The organism is Collinsella aerofaciens (genome assembly GCF_039752775.1).
Lineage (GTDB): Bacteria > Actinomycetota > Coriobacteriia > Coriobacteriales > Coriobacteriaceae > Collinsella > Collinsella aerofaciens_R.
The window spans coordinates 1-15,765 of record NZ_JBDMGT010000012.1; the positions used below are offsets into that span (position 1 = coordinate 1).

Annotated in this window: 19 protein-coding genes; 11 read left to right on the plus strand and 8 right to left on the minus strand. The window is 59.3% G+C overall.

Annotated elements, in window-relative coordinates:
• Window positions 1–307 precede the first annotated feature (307 nt).
• The 4 genes from nrdG to folB all read left to right on the plus strand — a co-directional run bounded on the left by nrdG (window position 308) and on the right by folB (window position 2,626).
• Entirely contained in the window at window positions 308–889 is a 582-nt protein-coding gene (gene nrdG, locus ABHR63_RS04620) for an anaerobic ribonucleoside-triphosphate reductase activating protein (RefSeq protein WP_346965087.1), read from the plus strand.
• A gap of 67 nt (window positions 890–956) precedes the next feature.
• On the plus strand, window positions 957–1,514 hold the full coding sequence (folE, locus tag ABHR63_RS04625) for a GTP cyclohydrolase I FolE (RefSeq protein WP_346965088.1): 558 nt from the start codon (window positions 957–959) through the stop codon (window positions 1,512–1,514).
• Window position 1,515: 1 nt separating this feature from the next.
• The gene (locus tag ABHR63_RS04630) at window positions 1,516–2,097 is read left to right on the plus strand and encodes an HD domain-containing protein (RefSeq protein ID WP_346965089.1); all 582 of its coding nucleotides are present in this window, start codon (window positions 1,516–1,518) and stop codon (window positions 2,095–2,097) included.
• Between the two features lie 43 nt (window positions 2,098–2,140).
• A complete protein-coding gene (gene folB, locus ABHR63_RS04635; RefSeq protein ID WP_118226560.1) occupies window positions 2,141–2,626 on the plus strand; it encodes a dihydroneopterin aldolase in 486 nt (161 codons plus the stop codon).
• A 6-nt stretch (window positions 2,627–2,632) separates the two neighbouring features.
• Here folB and ABHR63_RS04640 read toward each other — a convergent pair whose 3' ends face one another.
• Together ABHR63_RS04640 and ABHR63_RS04645 are read right to left on the minus strand one after the other, a co-directional pair.
• Complete coding sequence (locus ABHR63_RS04640; protein ID WP_346965090.1) at window positions 2,633–3,409, minus strand: M48 family metallopeptidase; 777 nt, start codon at window positions 3,407–3,409, stop codon at window positions 2,633–2,635.
• Window positions 3,410–3,483: 74 nt separating this feature from the next.
• The gene (locus ABHR63_RS04645; RefSeq protein ID WP_346965091.1) at window positions 3,484–4,497 is read right to left on the minus strand and encodes a dipeptidase; all 1,014 of its coding nucleotides are present in this window, start codon (window positions 4,495–4,497) and stop codon (window positions 3,484–3,486) included.
• Window positions 4,498–4,617: 120 nt separating this feature from the next.
• Between ABHR63_RS04645 and ABHR63_RS04650 the strand changes: the two genes are divergently transcribed.
• From ABHR63_RS04650 to ABHR63_RS04660, 3 genes are all read left to right on the plus strand, one after another.
• A complete protein-coding gene (locus tag ABHR63_RS04650; protein ID WP_055286916.1) occupies window positions 4,618–5,046 on the plus strand; it encodes an FKBP-type peptidyl-prolyl cis-trans isomerase in 429 nt (142 codons plus the stop codon).
• Window positions 5,047–5,049: 3 nt separating this feature from the next.
• A complete protein-coding gene (locus tag ABHR63_RS04655) occupies window positions 5,050–5,628 on the plus strand; it encodes an urease accessory protein UreE (RefSeq protein WP_346965092.1) in 579 nt (192 codons plus the stop codon).
• A gap of 83 nt (window positions 5,629–5,711) precedes the next feature.
• A complete protein-coding gene (locus tag ABHR63_RS04660; protein WP_346965093.1) occupies window positions 5,712–6,509 on the plus strand; it encodes an HAD-IIB family hydrolase in 798 nt (265 codons plus the stop codon).
• Between the two features lie 77 nt (window positions 6,510–6,586).
• Here the strand turns inward: ABHR63_RS04660 and ABHR63_RS04665 are convergent, their stop codons facing one another.
• The 5 genes from ABHR63_RS04665 to ABHR63_RS04685 all read right to left on the minus strand — a co-directional run bounded on the left by ABHR63_RS04665 (window position 6,587) and on the right by ABHR63_RS04685 (window position 10,111).
• Entirely contained in the window at window positions 6,587–6,967 is a 381-nt protein-coding gene (locus ABHR63_RS04665; RefSeq protein ID WP_172677978.1) for a Fur family transcriptional regulator, read from the minus strand.
• 61 nt (window positions 6,968–7,028) lie between these two features.
• Window positions 7,029–7,439: an acylphosphatase gene (locus ABHR63_RS04670; RefSeq protein WP_195245751.1), complete on the minus strand. Its 411-nt coding sequence runs from the start codon at window positions 7,437–7,439 to the stop codon at window positions 7,029–7,031.
• A gap of 2 nt (window positions 7,440–7,441) precedes the next feature.
• Window positions 7,442–8,548: a Gfo/Idh/MocA family protein gene (locus ABHR63_RS04675; RefSeq protein ID WP_346965094.1), complete on the minus strand. Its 1,107-nt coding sequence runs from the start codon at window positions 8,546–8,548 to the stop codon at window positions 7,442–7,444.
• Window positions 8,549–8,623: 75 nt separating this feature from the next.
• On the minus strand, window positions 8,624–9,160 hold the full coding sequence (rnhA, locus tag ABHR63_RS04680) for a ribonuclease HI (protein WP_195245749.1): 537 nt from the start codon (window positions 9,158–9,160) through the stop codon (window positions 8,624–8,626).
• A 12-nt stretch (window positions 9,161–9,172) separates the two neighbouring features.
• Window positions 9,173–10,111, minus strand: a complete 939-nt coding sequence (locus tag ABHR63_RS04685; protein WP_195503334.1) for a LysR family transcriptional regulator — start codon at window positions 10,109–10,111, stop codon at window positions 9,173–9,175.
• A gap of 273 nt (window positions 10,112–10,384) precedes the next feature.
• On the opposite strand from ABHR63_RS04685, the gene ABHR63_RS04690 reads away from it, so the two are divergent.
• The 3 genes from ABHR63_RS04690 to ABHR63_RS04700 all read left to right on the plus strand — a co-directional run bounded on the left by ABHR63_RS04690 (window position 10,385) and on the right by ABHR63_RS04700 (window position 13,177).
• Complete coding sequence (locus ABHR63_RS04690; RefSeq protein ID WP_346965095.1) at window positions 10,385–11,695, plus strand: O-acetylhomoserine aminocarboxypropyltransferase/cysteine synthase family protein; 1,311 nt, start codon at window positions 10,385–10,387, stop codon at window positions 11,693–11,695.
• A gap of 312 nt (window positions 11,696–12,007) precedes the next feature.
• Window positions 12,008–12,784 carry a hypothetical protein gene (locus tag ABHR63_RS04695; RefSeq protein ID WP_346965096.1) on the plus strand — a complete coding sequence of 259 codons (777 nt, stop codon included), beginning with the start codon at window positions 12,008–12,010 and terminating at the stop codon, window positions 12,782–12,784.
• 186 nt (window positions 12,785–12,970) lie between these two features.
• A complete protein-coding gene (locus ABHR63_RS04700; protein ID WP_117773770.1) occupies window positions 12,971–13,177 on the plus strand; it encodes a hypothetical protein in 207 nt (68 codons plus the stop codon).
• A gap of 109 nt (window positions 13,178–13,286) precedes the next feature.
• On the opposite strand, the gene ABHR63_RS04705 is transcribed toward ABHR63_RS04700, so the two are convergent.
• Window positions 13,287–14,201, minus strand: a complete 915-nt coding sequence (locus tag ABHR63_RS04705) for a ketopantoate reductase family protein (RefSeq protein ID WP_346965097.1) — start codon at window positions 14,199–14,201, stop codon at window positions 13,287–13,289.
• Between the two features lie 326 nt (window positions 14,202–14,527).
• On the opposite strand from ABHR63_RS04705, the gene ABHR63_RS04710 reads away from it, so the two are divergent.
• Window positions 14,528–15,718 carry an aldo/keto reductase gene (locus tag ABHR63_RS04710; protein ID WP_138112086.1) on the plus strand — a complete coding sequence of 397 codons (1,191 nt, stop codon included), beginning with the start codon at window positions 14,528–14,530 and terminating at the stop codon, window positions 15,716–15,718.
• The last annotated feature ends 47 nt before the right edge of the window (window positions 15,719–15,765 follow it).

Sequence of the window (15,765 nt, forward strand, 5' to 3'; positions counted from 1 at the left end):
AAAGGTCCGGGGCCTCGCTACGGGGCGGCCAAGTTGACGTAGCTGAGATGCGGCATGCGGTCTGCTCACTCCTCGAAGTTCTTAGCGGAGATAATTCGAGCTGCAGCTGCGATTTACTTGCGATGGCGGTTGAGCCGCAACCCAGTTTTTATTAGATCTCGAACCCTATGCTCGATGTTCGCTTCGTTCATTGAGTTACCCTTTGCATGAGGCCGGGACATATCGTCCCGCCCGCAGTTTCGCAGGCCGCAGGCCGAGAATGTTTGAGGACGGGATGATATGTCCCGGCCTCCCGGGAGAGTTACCTATGAACTACGCGAACATTAAGTATTTCGACATTGCTGATGGGGAAGGTGTTCGTACTTCTCTGTTTGTGAGCGGGTGCCGTCGTGGGTGCAAGAACTGCTTTAACTCTGTTGCGTGGGATTTTGCTGCGGGCGAGCCCTTTGATCGCACCGTCGAGGACAAGATCATCGAGAGTCTCGACCATCCCTTTATCGATGGCCTGACGATTCTGGGCGGGGAGCCCATGGAACCCGAGAACCAGGCGGGACTCGTTGATTTTATTGAGCGTGTTCGTGCCACTTATCCTGTGGGGTCGGGGAAGACCATTTGGTGCTTTACCGGTGACGTGCTCGAGGAACTTATGCCGGGCGGTCGTCACTATACCGAGGCGACGGAGCGCATTCTCGCCTGCCTCGATTTGTTGGTGGACGGTCCGTTCGTTCAGGATCTGTACGATATCTCGTTGCGCTTTAGGGGCTCGAGCAATCAGCGCGTGATTGATATGAACGCCACGCGTGCCCGTGCCGAGCGTGAGAACATTGCGCTTTGCGACGCCGTGGAGCTTTGGCGGGACGATCCGGTCTATTCGACCCATACTATGTAGGTGGCAGAGGTTGCGTGCCGGCGTGGTACCATAGCGCGAACGCTAAATCGAAAAAAGTGAGGCCCAGATGGTCGATCAGGAAAAAGTCGAGACTGCCATTAAGCTGCTGCTTGAAGGTATAGGCGAGGACCCAACTCGTGAGGGCTTGCTGGAGACTCCGGCACGCGTCGCCCGTATGTATGGCGAGATTGCCGGCGGTATGGACCAGAGTGCCGAGGAGCACCTGTCCAAAACCTTCGCCGTCGCTTCGAACGATTTGGTTATCGAGCGCGACATCACGTTCTACTCGCTGTGCGAGCACCATCTGCTGCCGTTTTATGGCAAGGCCGCCATTGGCTATATCCCTAACGGTCGGGTGGCTGGGCTTTCCAAGCTCGCCCGCACGGTTGAGGTTTATGCCCGCCGTCTGCAGCTGCAGGAGCAGCTGTGTGCGCAGGTTGCCGACGCTCTCATGGATTATCTCGCTCCCCAGGGAGCGATTGTGCTCATGGAAGCCGAGCATATGTGCATGACCATGCGCGGCGTGCAAAAGCCTGGCACCAAGACCGTGACGCTCGCTCGCCGCGGCGTCTTTGAGACCGATTCCGCGCTCGAGGAGCGTTTCTTTAGGATGCTGGGCCGCTAACATGAGGGTCGTCAACGACTTTGCATCGAGGACCGATGAGGGGACGTCGCGTCGCGGCTTTATGGCTTCGGGCTTGGCTCCCTTTGGTGCCATGCCTCGCATTGATTACATTTGTGCCAACGGGCTGTTCCGGCGGCATCTGGGCAACATTGCGCAGTTGGAATCGGGGCGCATCTTCTGCCGCCACGGTATTGACCATCTGCTCGATGTCGCTCGCATTATGTGGATCAAAAATCTCGAGGAGCGGCTCGAATTTGACCGCGAGGTCATCTACGCCACGGCACTTCTTCACGATATCGGCAAAGATGAACAGTATGAATCGGGTATATCCCATGATGTTGCAAGCGAACGCGTCGCTGATGCGATTCTCGGCGGCATGCCCGATGATGTGGCGTTTGAGCCGGCCGATGCCGCAGCCATTAAGACGGCCATTCTGGGCCATCGAAAGCTGCGCGTGAACAGCCAACCGCTTGAGCGTCTGCTCTATGCAGCCGACAAAGCGTCGCGCGCCTGCTTTGCATGCCCCGCGCGCAATGCTTGCAACTGGAGCGATGATAAAAAGAACCTGTCGATTCGCGTGTAGTTAGTTTGCGCGGTCGGGGTTCTAAACGAAGGAGACGATCGCGATGAGCAATAAGAAACTGCCCGAGAATGCAACCAAGACTGAAGGCGCCGAGCTCGCCCGCCGTGGAAGGGGCGAAATATCCACCGCAACGGCGGTACCCCACGTGAGCTATGACGATCTGCGCCATGCTGACCGCATTACTATCGACGGTCTCGAGGTCTTTGCCAACCACGGCGTGTATCCCGAAGAGAACGCGCTGGGCCAGAAGTTCATCGTGTCCTTGGTGCTCTATGCCGACCTGCGTGCAGCGGGGGAGCACGATAACCTGGACGCTTCGATTGACTACGGCTCGGTGTGCCACGATGTCGATGGCTATCTGCGCGAGCATACGTTTAAACTCATCGAGGCGGCAGCCGAGGGTGTGGCCCAGATGCTGCTGCGTCGTTACCCCTTGCTGCTTGGCGTGCGCGTTAAGCTCGATAAGCCTTGGGCTCCCGTCGGTCTTCCCCTGGCAAGCTGCGGCGTCGAGATCGAGCGCGTACGCTAACCGGTTCTAATACATCTCTATGGGTGGCTGCTTGAGCCGTTGCGACAGCGCTCTATTGTTGGGGCAGTACGCGTCGAGCAGGGCGTGAAACCGCTGATTGTGGCTTGGCTCGAGCAAGTGGACGAGCTCGTGGGCGACAACCATGTCGAGGCATTCGACAGGGTAGGCGGCGAGCTCGCGCGCGATGCGAATGGCGCCGGATTTGGGAGTGCATGAGCCCCAACGCGTTTTCATGCTGCGTACGGAAACGCGAGAAACGGCGACACCCATTGCGATTTCGTATGCGTGCACCATATCGCGCAGCGCCGATGTGACTTCGGACGTATAGAGCTGGTCGATGTGGGCTTGGAGCTCATCGGACGTTAGGCCGTCGAGGATTGCGTGCCGCTTGGTCTGTGGGCCTTCGTCCGATTTATCGGTACCCATAAAACTTGCGAAGGTGGCCTGTTTGGGTCGCGGTGCGGGCGATGCAAAGTTGTGATCGAGCGCATCTTGTACCGTGATGGGCTTGCCCCAAAGTGCAATGATGGACGAGGGGCTGAGCGGCTCTCGCGCTGTCGCCTGATGTTGCTCACGCTGGTCAAGTCGGCTGATAATCCAGGCGCTGTTGCGCTTCACAAACGCTTCGATACGCTCGCGGCTGGCGCCGAGCGGTGCGCTGGCGTGGGCCTCACCGCTCGATGTGATGCGTAGGTTGAAGTTCTTGACGCGCTTTTTGGTAACGACGACGGGGATGGATGTGCCATCCGGTCGGGATACGGTAATCGTAAACTGCTGCGTCAAAAGCGGTCCTTCAGGTTGGGGACGGGCCGGCATGTCGACCGTTCGGCATGCCGGCCCGCTCAAGGGACGTGAAATTAATAACGCTCAAAGAAGGCAAACGCGTTATCGCTGCAGAGCTTCTGCATCACGGTCTTGCCAAAGTGCTTGGAGAGCATGTTCTGGAATTCGGGCATCTTGCTGGCATCGGAGAGGAAAGCGGGCACGGTGGCTCCGTCCCAGTCGCCGCCGAGTGCGATGACGTCCTCGCCGCCCAGGTCGAGCCAGTGCTCGATATGTGCCGCCAGCTGGTCGAAGGTGACGTCTGCGGCTGTCTTATCGGTTGCGTCGTTGGAAAGGAACTCGCTGCAGTAGTTGAGGCCGACGATACCGCCCATGTCGCGAATGGTGCGGAACTGGTCGTCGGTGAGGTTGCGCTTGGCGCCGCAAACCGCACGGGAGTTGGAGTGGCTGGCGACGAAGGGACGCGTGGCGTGGGCGACAACCTCGTCAAAGCACTCGTCGTTGAGGTGGGAGACATCGAGTACCATGCCGGCGTGCTCCATCTGCGTAAGTGCCTCGATGCCGGCGGCGGTGAGGCCGGCGTGGGTATCGTGTCCGCTCGCGAGCGGTCCCTGCGCATTCCAGCTGAGCGATGACATGAGTACGCCCAAGCTCTTGAGCACCTCGATCAGCGCGGGGTCCTCGGCAAAGAACGTGGCGTTTTCGATGGTGTGGATGCAGGCGACCTTGCCGTCTTTGAGCGCGGGGCGAATGTCTGCCGCGCTGCGTACGTTGACCATGCGGTCGTGGTTGAGCATTGCCTGGCCGCTCATATGCGCCATGATCTGCGCCTGGAAGCGCGCGGCGTGGGCGGTGGGAATCTCGTCGGGGACAAACGTGGCGAAGCACTGTGCCCATGGCGTGTTGCCGATCTTTGCGAGCGAGATGGCGCAGGCGTTGCCCTCGATGAGGTCGAAATCTTGCGGATGCGTTTCGTCGCCGGGGAAATAACCGTCGGTGCCGGCGGTAAAGCGCAGGTCGAGATCGAGCGTGGCCCAGCCGATGCGGTCGGCGGTGTCGCAATGTAGGTCAAATACGGGATATGCCATGGTTCCTCCGGATGCAGCGTTTCTTTGCAAACTGTCCTTGAATTGTATGACTAGGGTATAGTTAGCGCCATATGTTCACGGCGGCCCGCGTTGTGCGCCGCCCTTATCACGGAGGTTACCATGTCCAACCAGGGCAAGAAGGTCAAGACCCATTATCGCGGCACGCTCGACGACGGCACGCAGTTCGATAGCTCCTACGATCGCGGCGAGCCGCTGGAGTTCACCTGTGGTGCCGGTCAGATGATCAAGGGCTTCGACGCCGCCGTTGTCGACATGCAGGTGGGCGAGAAGAAGACCGTGCACATTCCTGCTGCCGATGCCTACGGCGAGCACAATCCCGAGATGGTTATTACCTTCCCGGCCGAACAGGTTCCCAACATCGAGCAGATCGAGAAGGGCATGAAGCTCTTCCTGTCCACGCCGAGCGGCATGCCCGTCCCCGCCGTGGTCATCGACGTAACGCCCGAGGCCGTGACGCTCGACGCCAACCACGAGCTGGCCGGTAAGGACCTCAACTTTGATATCGAGCTCGTCGAGGTCGAGGGTTAGAGTATGCTCGAGCGCTTGGTTTCGACGACATGCTTGGGAAATCTCAACGATCCGTCCTATGAACTCCTGTTTCGCCGGAAGCTGGGCGGCGTCTTTGAAGTTGACGAGCTGCTGCTCGATTGGGACCAGGCTGATGTATACGCGTTTGTGGGCGTGACGGAGCTGGGGCGCACGGTCGATGTTCGGCTGGATACTGCCGACAGCGGTCGTCTTGTCGACGGCGACGTGCTCGCCGTCGACCGTTCGGGCGTGGTGCCCGTGGCGGTTGTCGTGCGCCTGCGCAGCGCCGAGGTTTATTTGGTCGAAGTTGACCGCATGGACCCGATTGCGCTCGCGCATGCGTGCTGGGAGATCGGCAATATGCATGCGCCGCTTTTTCGAGGCGATTCGGACGAGCATACCGTGCGCATGTATACGCCGGTGCAGCCTGTTTTGGGCCGCATGCTCCGGGGCGTCGAGGGCGTTCGGCTCTCGACGGTTACCCGTGAACTCGATTCGGACCGGCGCTTTGCGTCGAGTGCGGCGGATGCCGTTGTGAGTATGGCTCCAGACTTTACGATCGTAAAAAAGGCGCGCGGCTAAGCGCGCGTATGCGCAAGACGGGCTTTGAGGGGCGACCGATCAAGGTCCGTCTTGCTGTTGATATGAGGCTTTGGGGGAAGCATATGGGTCTTGAGGGAATCAAACTGATTGCATGCGATTTGGACGGCACGTTGCTGCATCCGGGGGAGCGCGAGCCGCGTTCCGAGGCCTTTGAGCTTATCGATGAGCTGCATCGTCGTGGTATCGTGTTTATGCCGGCGAGTGGCCGTCAATATGCGAGCTTGCGCTACCTGTTTGCCCCGGTGGCCGATGAGCTCGCCTATGTATGCGAAAACGGAACCCTGGTGATGAGCGAGGGGCGTGCCGTCGTCAAGCGTTCCATGGAGCGTAGCCTTGCTATGGTTATCGCGAATACCGTGGTTGCGTATCCCCATACCGACATGACCCTTTCGTGTGAGGGGCACATCTACACCATGAGCGGCAACGATGCGTTCGTCGACCATTTGCGCTATGTGGTCCACTGCGATGTGGCGGTGGTCGACCGTCCCGAGGACATCGACGAGGATGTCATTAAGATTGGCTTCCAGACGCCCGAGGTGGATTATCCGGCGGCCCGGGAGTATTTCGAGCGCCTCTTTGGCGACCGTGTCGATGTGATGACGTCAGGAACCGCATGGACGGACCTTATCGGTTTCGGTTCGGGCAAGGGCTCCGCGCTTGTCGATTACGGTCGTGTCCTGGGTATTTCGCCCGATGAGATGATGGCGTTTGGCGACAATGAGAACGATCGCGACATGCTCAACGTCGTGGGCCATCCCTATCTGATGGAGAGCTGCAATCCCTCTATGCGTGGCATTAACGACCGCGTCCGCTACGTGCGCACGGTCGAAGAAGAGCTGCGTCGTCTACTTGCTGAGTAGACATTTGGGACATGTCTAGGAATCTACTTTTTGCTGCAAAGTGCGGAAAGGTGGATTTTAAGGCATGTTCCAAACATCTACCGGCAGTCGGGGCAGAGACCCTCGAAGATGGTGTAGTGCGACGTGACGTGCCAGCCGATTTGCTCGGACGCCTTGGCGTCGAGCTGGGCATCGAAGGGGAGCGGTACGTCGATGACGCGGCTGCACGAGGTGCAGATGATATGCGCATGCGGCTCGATCGTGCGATCGAAGCGGCTGCCGCCCGGCGTCTTGATGGAGAGGATTTCGCCGGCGTCGGCCAAGAGATTGAGATTGCGGTAGACCGTACCACGGCTGATTTTGTCATCCTGCGCGCGCACGACGTTGTAGATTTCGTCGGCGGTGGGATGGTTATAGCTTTGGCGCACGGCGTCAAGAACCAGCTTTCGCTGCCTGGTATTCCTTCTTTGCACCGCCATGCGCCTCGCCTCTTTTCTATTAACGGTCGTAGGTAAATGATACCGTATTTAGCACACAATACTAATAATGAGGAGTGAAACCGTCTTCATTGGCAAGTGGGGCTCGGGCCTGGGCATCTACGAGGCGAAAACGCGTTCCCATGCGCTCGTAGGAGGCATGAAGTGCCTCGAGATGAGATAGGATATTTGCCGGAGCTCCCTGTATCTCCATCTCGACTGAGCCGTCTTCCATGTTACGCACCCAGCCGGTGAGTGCGCGTGCCTGCGCGAGGTTGGTGTTGGTAAAGCGAAAACCAACGCCTTGGACTTGCCCCGCCCAGCGCAGGAAATAGCGCAGGGGAGTGTCTTGAGTGGCCTCGTCGCTTGCGAGCACGGTAAGCCTGCGGCGCAGCTCGAGCTCGACGTTTGATGGTTTTTGAGGCTCTCGACTGCCGCCGGTGACGCTGGAGAAGAACGTATCGAAGAGGCCCATCGCTATGCCTGCTTGCCTGCGTCGGCCGGGAAGGTTATGCCGGCCTGCTGACGCACGGCATCCATGATGCGTAGTGAGACGAGCGTGACATCGCGGTAGTGGCCAAGCTCGTGGCGTCCCGCCGGGGTCTCCCAAATCTCTTCCTTGACGTTATCGATGCCGCCGATGGCGGTGATGAAGTCCGTGAGCTCGTATTCCATAGTGTTGCTCGATTTGGGCAGGTCGAGCACGCGGCCGTTATCGCCCTGTTCGCGCGGCGCCTCGGTCGCCGAGCCGCGTACGACGTCGCCGCGATAGTCGATGCGGACGTTGCGGGGCGTGGACAGATGGTCGATCTGGATAGTGCCACGCTCGCCTTCGATCTGCGAGGGCAGTAGGTCATTCGTAATTTTGGAGTGCGCGAGCTCGACGGAGATTCGGCCACCGCCGTAGCTGGCGAGGATGGAACCGCAGCCGTCGATGGGGCCGTGCGTGAGCTGTCGCGTGGTGGGGTCGAGCAGAGTAGCCATGCTCGTAAGGCCGGAGGGCATGCCGAAAATCTCGACCATGGGCTCGACGGTGTAGACGCCAATATCCATGAGGGAACCCGATGCCATATTGCAGTCGAAGATATTGGTGGCGCGTCCCGCGAGAATCTCGTTGTAGCGCGAGGAATACTTGCCAAAGCGCAATGAGGCGCGGCGGATGGGGGCGATTTCACCCAAGGCGTCCTCGATGGCGTGGAAGGCGGGATCGTGGAGGGGACGCATGGCCTCGAGGGCCACGACACCTGCTGCCTCGGCAGCGCGGAAGACCTCAAGCGCTTGCGCCTCGGTGGCGCAGAAGGGCTTTTCGACGATAACGTGCTTACCGCCGGCGATGCAGGCGAGCGCCTGTTCGTGATGGAGTGCATTGGGGCTGCCGATGTAGACGGCGTCGACGTCGTTGGCGGAAGCGAGCTCGTCGAGTGCGGTGAAGTTACGCTCGCCGCCGTGCTTAGCGGTGAAGGCGGCGCCGCGATCAGCATCGCGCGAGAGCGTGCCCACAAACGCAGCTTGGTCGTTGGCGTTGACGACCTGGATAAAGTCGTCGGTAATCATGGATGTGCCGATGGTCGCTATACGCAGCATGTATCCCCCTCGTGCCGTTCGGTTTACAGGATGAGTGTAGCGCGAAGGGGCAGGAAATAGCGTGCGAAAACGCCGTTACAGGTCGCTCTCGTTAAAGCCAGTGTCGATATCGAGGTTGCTGCCGTCGGCCGCCCTGGTGGCAAGCTCGTCGCAGCGCTCGTTGAGCTCATGGCCGGCGTGACCCTTAACCCAGATGAACTCAACCTTGTGCTTGCTCTTTGCGGTGAGCAGGCGCTCCCACAGATCGCGGTTCTTGACAGGCTGCTTGTTGGCGGTCTTCCAGCCGCGTTTTTTCCAGCCGTCGATCCAGTGCTTGTTGAAGGCGTTAACGACGTACTGCGAATCGGAATGGACTTCGACGTCGCAGGGGCGGTTGAGCGCCTCGAGTGCCACGATAACGGCCATGAGCTCCATGCGGTTGTTGGTGGTCTTGGCGTAGCCGCGCGAAAGCTCAGAGGTGAAGGTCTTGCCGGCGGGGTTGGTGTATTTGAGCACGGCGCCGTAGCCGCCGCGTCCCGGATTTGATCGGGCCGAGCCGTCGGTATAGATGATGACCTTCACATGGTTCCTTTCGTTGGGTACGTTTCGTGTGAGTGACCATTGTAGCGCCATGCCCGCCGGGGGCTAGCAATCTACGATTTCTACCCCGTCTTCCGACAGTTGGTTGGCATGGATGATGCGGTTGAGTTCGTCGAGGTATTGCTGCAAGAGGGGAGAGGGCTTGCGATCGTCGTGCATGATGTAGCCCACATGCATCGTCGGGGCGTCTGCTAACGGGATCGATGCCATACCCCATTGCATTTCATTGGAGAGGACACCGGTCGACAGGGTGTAACCGTTCGACGTGATAAGTAAGTTAGTAAGTGTTCCGCGGTCCGAGATTCGTATGTTGCGGTCGCAAGGGATATAGCTAAAAGGTTCCTCGGCGTAATAGAAGGAGTTTGAGGTTCCCTGCTCAAAGCTGTAGCGCGTATAGGGTGTGAGGTCGGCAAGGGACAGCTGCGGGCGGCGGGCAAGCGGGTGGCGCTCGCTAACGAAGACGTGGACCGTTGCGTCGAAGAGGGGATGGAAGCTTGCGCGGGCATCGGCGAAGGCCTTCTGCAGAACGCGGGCGTTAAAGTCATCCAGATACAGAATGCCGATATCGCTGCGAAACGCGCGGACGTCATCGATGATCTGCGATGTGGTGGTCTCGCGCATGATGAACTCGAACTTGCTGTCGCGGCAGCGCTCGACCACGTTGACAAAGGCCTCGACCGAAAAGGCGTAGTGCTGGGCGGAAATGGCGAGGCGGGCTTGCGGGGTGCCGCCGTCCTCGTAGCGCGCCTCGAGCATATCGGCCTGCTCTACGACTTGACGCGCATAGCCCAAAAGCTCGGTGCCGTCGTTGGTGAGCGTGACGCCGCGGCTGGAGCGCGTAAAGATCTCCAGATGGAGTTCCTGTTCCAGGCTTTTGACGGCGTTTGAGATGTTGGACTGAGCGGTATAGAGGCGCTGAGCTGCGGCGTTGATTGAGCCGGACTCTGCCACGGCAATCAGAAAACGAAGCTGCTGAAGGGTCATCGACGCCATCCTTTCGATTGCTATCTATAAAACCGATAACAGGTTAGCGCTTTTAAGTGATTGACCGAGCGAAACAATGCTCGTACTATTCAAAACACACAAAGGCGGTAGGTAATTAAACCGACCACGGAACCGGGATGCGAAAGGAGGCCCGCATATGAATTGCTTACCAAGACGAATGCCGGGCTCCTGTTTGCGCCCGTTGGCGTGATCAGGAGACAGCGACTTACTTCTCTCTAATTTGTTTACTTTTGTTCGATCAAGGAGATCATCATGAGCCAGTTCATCAACAACCCCGAGCACACCTTTGGTTTCGATACCCTGCAGCTTCACGTTGGCCAGGAGAGCGCCGATCCCGCATCCGACTCCCGCGCCGTGCCTATCTACCAGACCACGAGCTATGTGTTCCGCAACTCCCAGCACGCCGCCGACCGCTTTGGCCTTGCCGATGTTGGTAACATCTACGGCCGTCTGACCAACTCCACCCAGGGCGTCTTCGAGGACCGTATCGCCGCACTCGAGGGTGGCGTGGCAGGTCTCGCCGTCGCCTCCGGTGCTGCTGCCATCACCTATACCCTGCAGGCTCTTGCCCAGGCCGGTGACCACGTGGTTGCCCAGAAGACCATCTACGGTGGCTCCTACAACCTGCTGGAGCATACGCTCTCCCAGTTTGGCGTCGAGACCACGTTTGTCGACGCTCATAACCTGGACGAGGTCGAGGGCGCCATCAAGGACAACACCACGGTCATCTATCTCGAGACGCTCGGCAACCCCAACTCCGACATCCCCAACATCGACGCCATCTCCGAGATCGCCAAGAAGCACGGTCTGCCGGTTGTCGTCGACAACACCTTCGGCACCCCGTATCTGTTCCGCCCGCTGGAGCATGGTGCCAACATCGTCGTCCACTCCGCAACCAAGTTCATCGGCGGCCACGGCACCTCGCTGGGCGGCGTGATCGTCGACGGCGGTAACTTCGATTGGAAGGCGAGCGGAAAGTACGCGCAGATCGCCGAGCCCAACCCCTCCTACCATGGCGTCTCGTTTGCCGAGGCTGCCGGTCCCGCCGCCTTCGCAACCTATGTCCGCGCCATCCTGCTGCGTGACGAGGGTGCCTGCATCAGCCCGTTCAACGCCTGGGTCCTGCTCCAGGGCACCGAGACTCTGTCGCTGCGCGTTGACCGTCATGTCGAGAACACCAAGAAGGTCGTTGAGTTCCTGACCGGTGACACCCATGTTGCCAAGGTGAACCACCCGAGCCTGCCTGAGCACCCCGACCATGAGCTCTACAAGCAATATTTCCCCAACGGCGGTGCCTCGATCTTTACCTTTGAGATTAAGGGTGGCCAGGAGGCCGCCTGGAAGTTCATTGATCATCTGCAGGTGTTCTCGCTGCTCGCCAACGTGGCCGACGTCAAGTCGCTCGTCGTGCACCCGGCTACCACCACGCACTCCCAGCTCTCTGCCGAGGAGCTCGCCGAGCAGAACATCACGCCCTCCACGATCCGTCTTTCCATCGGTACCGAGAACGCCGAGGATATCATTTGGGATCTGAAGCAGGCTTTCGCCGCGCTGGACGAGTAAGGCGACTTGTGCAAGGACCCCTTGCGACTCGATAGGTATAACTGCATAAAATGCCTGCTCAAGGCGCCTGTGCGAACAATGGTTGCACAGGCGTCTTTTTTGCATAGAGAGGGCGCAAAAACAGGGTTTTTGACATGCTTTATGCATTCGAGTTGTGGAAAACTCCTGTTGAGAGGATGTGAGTTTTACGCAATTGACGTGCGCCTTTTGAGTAAAACCGCAGGTCGCGATTTGCTCGGGGTACTATGCAGCGCGATCGAATCACACGCAGCTCAAACGCAGCAAAAACGCACTACGGAGGTTTCCAGCTACATGAGGATCGATTCACGAAAACCGAAAACCGCCGCCCTTTCCGCCGCTCTGACCGTGGCACTTTTGGCGGGCGCCGGTGCAACTGATGCCCACGCCGCAACACTGTCCGATACGGTTGGATCTACTCCGTCCGAGACGACGCTGGTGCAGCCCGTTGACTATCGTGGCGATGGTTATGGTTCCATGCAGGAGTGGAACGCCTCGATGGAGGCCAAGCGCGATTCCCTGGAGATGCGCGCTCAGATCATCATGAATATGTATGGCGACTATGCCACCGATGAAGAGCGCGCTGTGTTGCAGGGTTGCATCGACGGTGCGGGCAGCCTGTTGACGATGGGGGAGGTCGACGCCAAGTCGACCGAGCTCGATGAGCTGCGCACCGCGCTTGAGGATGCCAAGCGCGAAGCGCTCGAGGCGGCCGCCGCCGAGGCGGAGGCTGCCGAGGCCACCCAGGCTTCGTACTACAACGCCGGTTTTACTCCGTCCTACGCGTCTGCCGCGTCCTACGCGAACGGATCGGGCCTGACGCGCTCTGCGGGTGTCAATAACTACAACGGGCGCCGCGAGACCTATTACAGCAGCAATGTGCTTTATCACTATCGCACGGGCGAATGGACTCAGGATTCTGAGGGCTTCTGGCGCGATTCCGACGGCTATTACGTTGTTGCCGCGGGCGATATGGCCCAGGGCTCGACCTTTACGGGCTCCAAGGGTGATTGCAAGGTCTATGACTCCGGCTGCGCTGCCGGAACCACCGATTACTACACCGGTTGGTAATTTTTCTGCATCACGGATATTTGGCGGACGGGCGTCTTTACCGAGCTTTAGGGCAACGTAAGGACGTCCGTTCTATGTATGCGTTTGAGTTAACAGAGCCCTTACCGTGGCGGTACGCTGGGCGTATGGATGCGGGGCACACTGGTTCTTGAGAAATAAGGTCTTTCTCTTGGAGGAAGTGGTCTTGTGAATGCTCGAGATATTGCCGTTGCCGCCGTCGCGTTGATGCTTGGCTGCCTTGGTCCCACGGCCGCGCTCGTCGCGGGCATGCAGGGGACATGCGGGGCTGCTCCTATCGTGGTCGGCGCGCTGATCGCGGCCACGCTGCTGGGAAGCGCAGGCGTGGTTCTTTGCCGCGACGATGAGGACCAGGCGTCGGAGTCGCAGCTCTAACCGTTCTGAAGCTGATTTTTGGCCAAAGATGAAAAAGGAAGCCGCCGCGAGGGGAGTGCTCCTTGCGGCGGCTTTGCCATTGGATCTGTTGGCTGCAGTATGCCGAGCACTACCAGCTGCTTTCTATTTCGCGAATCCTCTGGTAGAGCCAATCGTTTTGCGGCACTTGGATATCGTGTTTGGCGGCCAGGCGGCAAATGGTGCCCGCGAACTCCTCGACTTCGGTTTTTCGTTGTGCGATGCGGTCTTGAGCCATCGAGGGCATACCGGCGGGGTCGATTCCCTCGATGAGGTGCACCATCTGCGTCAGGTCTGCCTCGGTCAGCTCAACGCCCTCGGCGTTGGCGACCGCAAGCGTTTCGCGCATGGCGGAAGCAAAGCAGCGACGCTGCTCGGAGCCCAGCTCCGTGGCGCTTCCGTAGGTCCCGCCGTAGGCCATGCAGGTCTGGTTGATGCCGTCGTTGAGCATGAGTTTGGCCCACATGCGGTGCGCAATATCGCGCTCGACGGTATGGGCGATGCCGCAGCGCGTATAGAGCTCGTCGATGGCGGTAACGGTTGCGGGCTTGGTGCCCGCTGCCGCGCCAAAGCGAATCTCGCCCGCATTGGTAAAGGTGAGCTCTCCGTTGAGGAACACGGCGTCCATGCCTTGGCAGATACCCAGGACGGTGTGCTCCCAGCCAAAGCGCTCGGCAATCTTTTGCTCGCTCGTAATGCCGTTGCACAGCGAGGCGATGAGCGTGTTGGGTCCCACGACACGCTCCATAGTCTTGAGTGCTTGGTCGAGACCGGTGGTCTTGACCGTCAGGATGACCAGATCGGCGGGCGCTGCCTCGCTGGCGCGGACGGACGTGAGATCGCAAGGCTTTCCGTTGACGGTGAGCGCATCGCCCGCGTGACGCTCAAAACGGGCGTCATCCATAACGTATTCGACGGCGTCATTGCCGAGGGCCTTGGCAATCATGCTGCCGTAGAGCAGGCCGACGCCGCCCTTGCCGATAAAGGCGACCTTGTTGATCTGCATGTGAATCATCTCCTCACAAAAAGGCGCCCGCGTGCGGGGCGCCTGATGGATTGTATGCTGCCGGGGTGATTGATGGGTGCGCGGGGCGGCTGTTATGAAAAAGAAACTATTGCGCTGTGCGCTTATGCCGCGGGGCAGACCGCAAAGACATGCGCGTGGTCATGCCCGGCCCCTTTCATCGGGCTTTTTGCTGATGTTAAAGCGGTGCCGTGACAGCTCGATTTCTACTGCGTTACGATACGTTCTCGATTGCGATTCCACGATGTTTCGGCTGCGTGACCATTGTGTTTCGCCTTGCCGGGGCGCTGATGGCGAAGGGAGGGGCCGTGCAATATCGCGTTGACCCCAAAAGCGGCAACCGTATCTCGGCGTTGGGTCTGGGCTGCATGAGGTTTCCCGGTGCGCCGGGACGTCCGGATGCGAAGACAGCCGATGCCATCATTTCCCGTGCGGTGGAGCAGGGGATTAATTATCTGGACACCGCGTATCTCTATCCCGGTAACGAGGCGTGCGTGGGCGCCTCGCTTGAGCGCTTGGGGCTGCGTGACCGGGTGTTGCTGGCGACCAAGTTGCCGCATGCTTCGTGCAAGTGCGCGGAGGATTTCGACCGGTTCTTCGATGAGCAACTGCGGCGCCTGCGGACCGACCATATCGACTATTACCTCATGCATAACATTACCTCGCCCACCCAGTGGGAACGTGTGGTGGCGTTGGGCATTGAGGACTGGATCGCGTGTCAAAAGGCGGCGGGGCGTATTCGCCAGATTGGTTTTTCGTACCACGGCAGCGCGGTGGATTTCCTGACGATGCTTGACGCATATGACTGGGATTTTTGCCAGATACAGTACAACTATGCCGGCGAGCGTTACCAAGCGGGAACGGCAGGACTCATGGCGGCTGCGGAGCGCGGGCTCGCGGTGTTTGTGATGGAGCCGCTGCTGGGCGGGCGTTTAGCGGGCAAGCTGCCGCCACGGGCCCGCGCTGTGCTCGATAGTGCCCGTGACCCGCATTTGCGCACTCCTGCCGCCTGGGGTCTTTCGTGGGTGTGGAATCATCCTCAGGTGACGATGCTGCTTTCTGGTATGACCGATACCGCGCAGGTGGACGAGAATTCGTCACTGGCAGACCTCGCGTTGCCGAATTCGATGACTGCCAACCAGCTCGACACGATCGCGCACGTGCTGGATGAGTTTGAAAAATCGAATCGCGTGCCCTGCACGGGATGCGGCTACTGCATGCCATGTCCCAAGGGTATCAACATTCCCGGCTGCTTTGCCGCCTACAACGCGAGCTATGCGCACAGCTGGTTTACGGGGCTGTCGCAATACTTTACGGCGAGTGCGGTGCGCACGAGCGAGCCCAAGCTGGTGAGCAATTGCGTCAAGTGCGGCAAATGCGCGCGTCACTGCCCGCAGCATATCGATATCCCCGAGCGTCTCGATGACGTGCGCCGACGCTTCCAGCCGGGCCCCGTAACGGCCATGCTTAAAGTCTTCGGCAAAACACGCTCCTCATGACCCTTTTATATCTTGTGATGGAATAGTTCCTGTTTGCGGCAGAATAG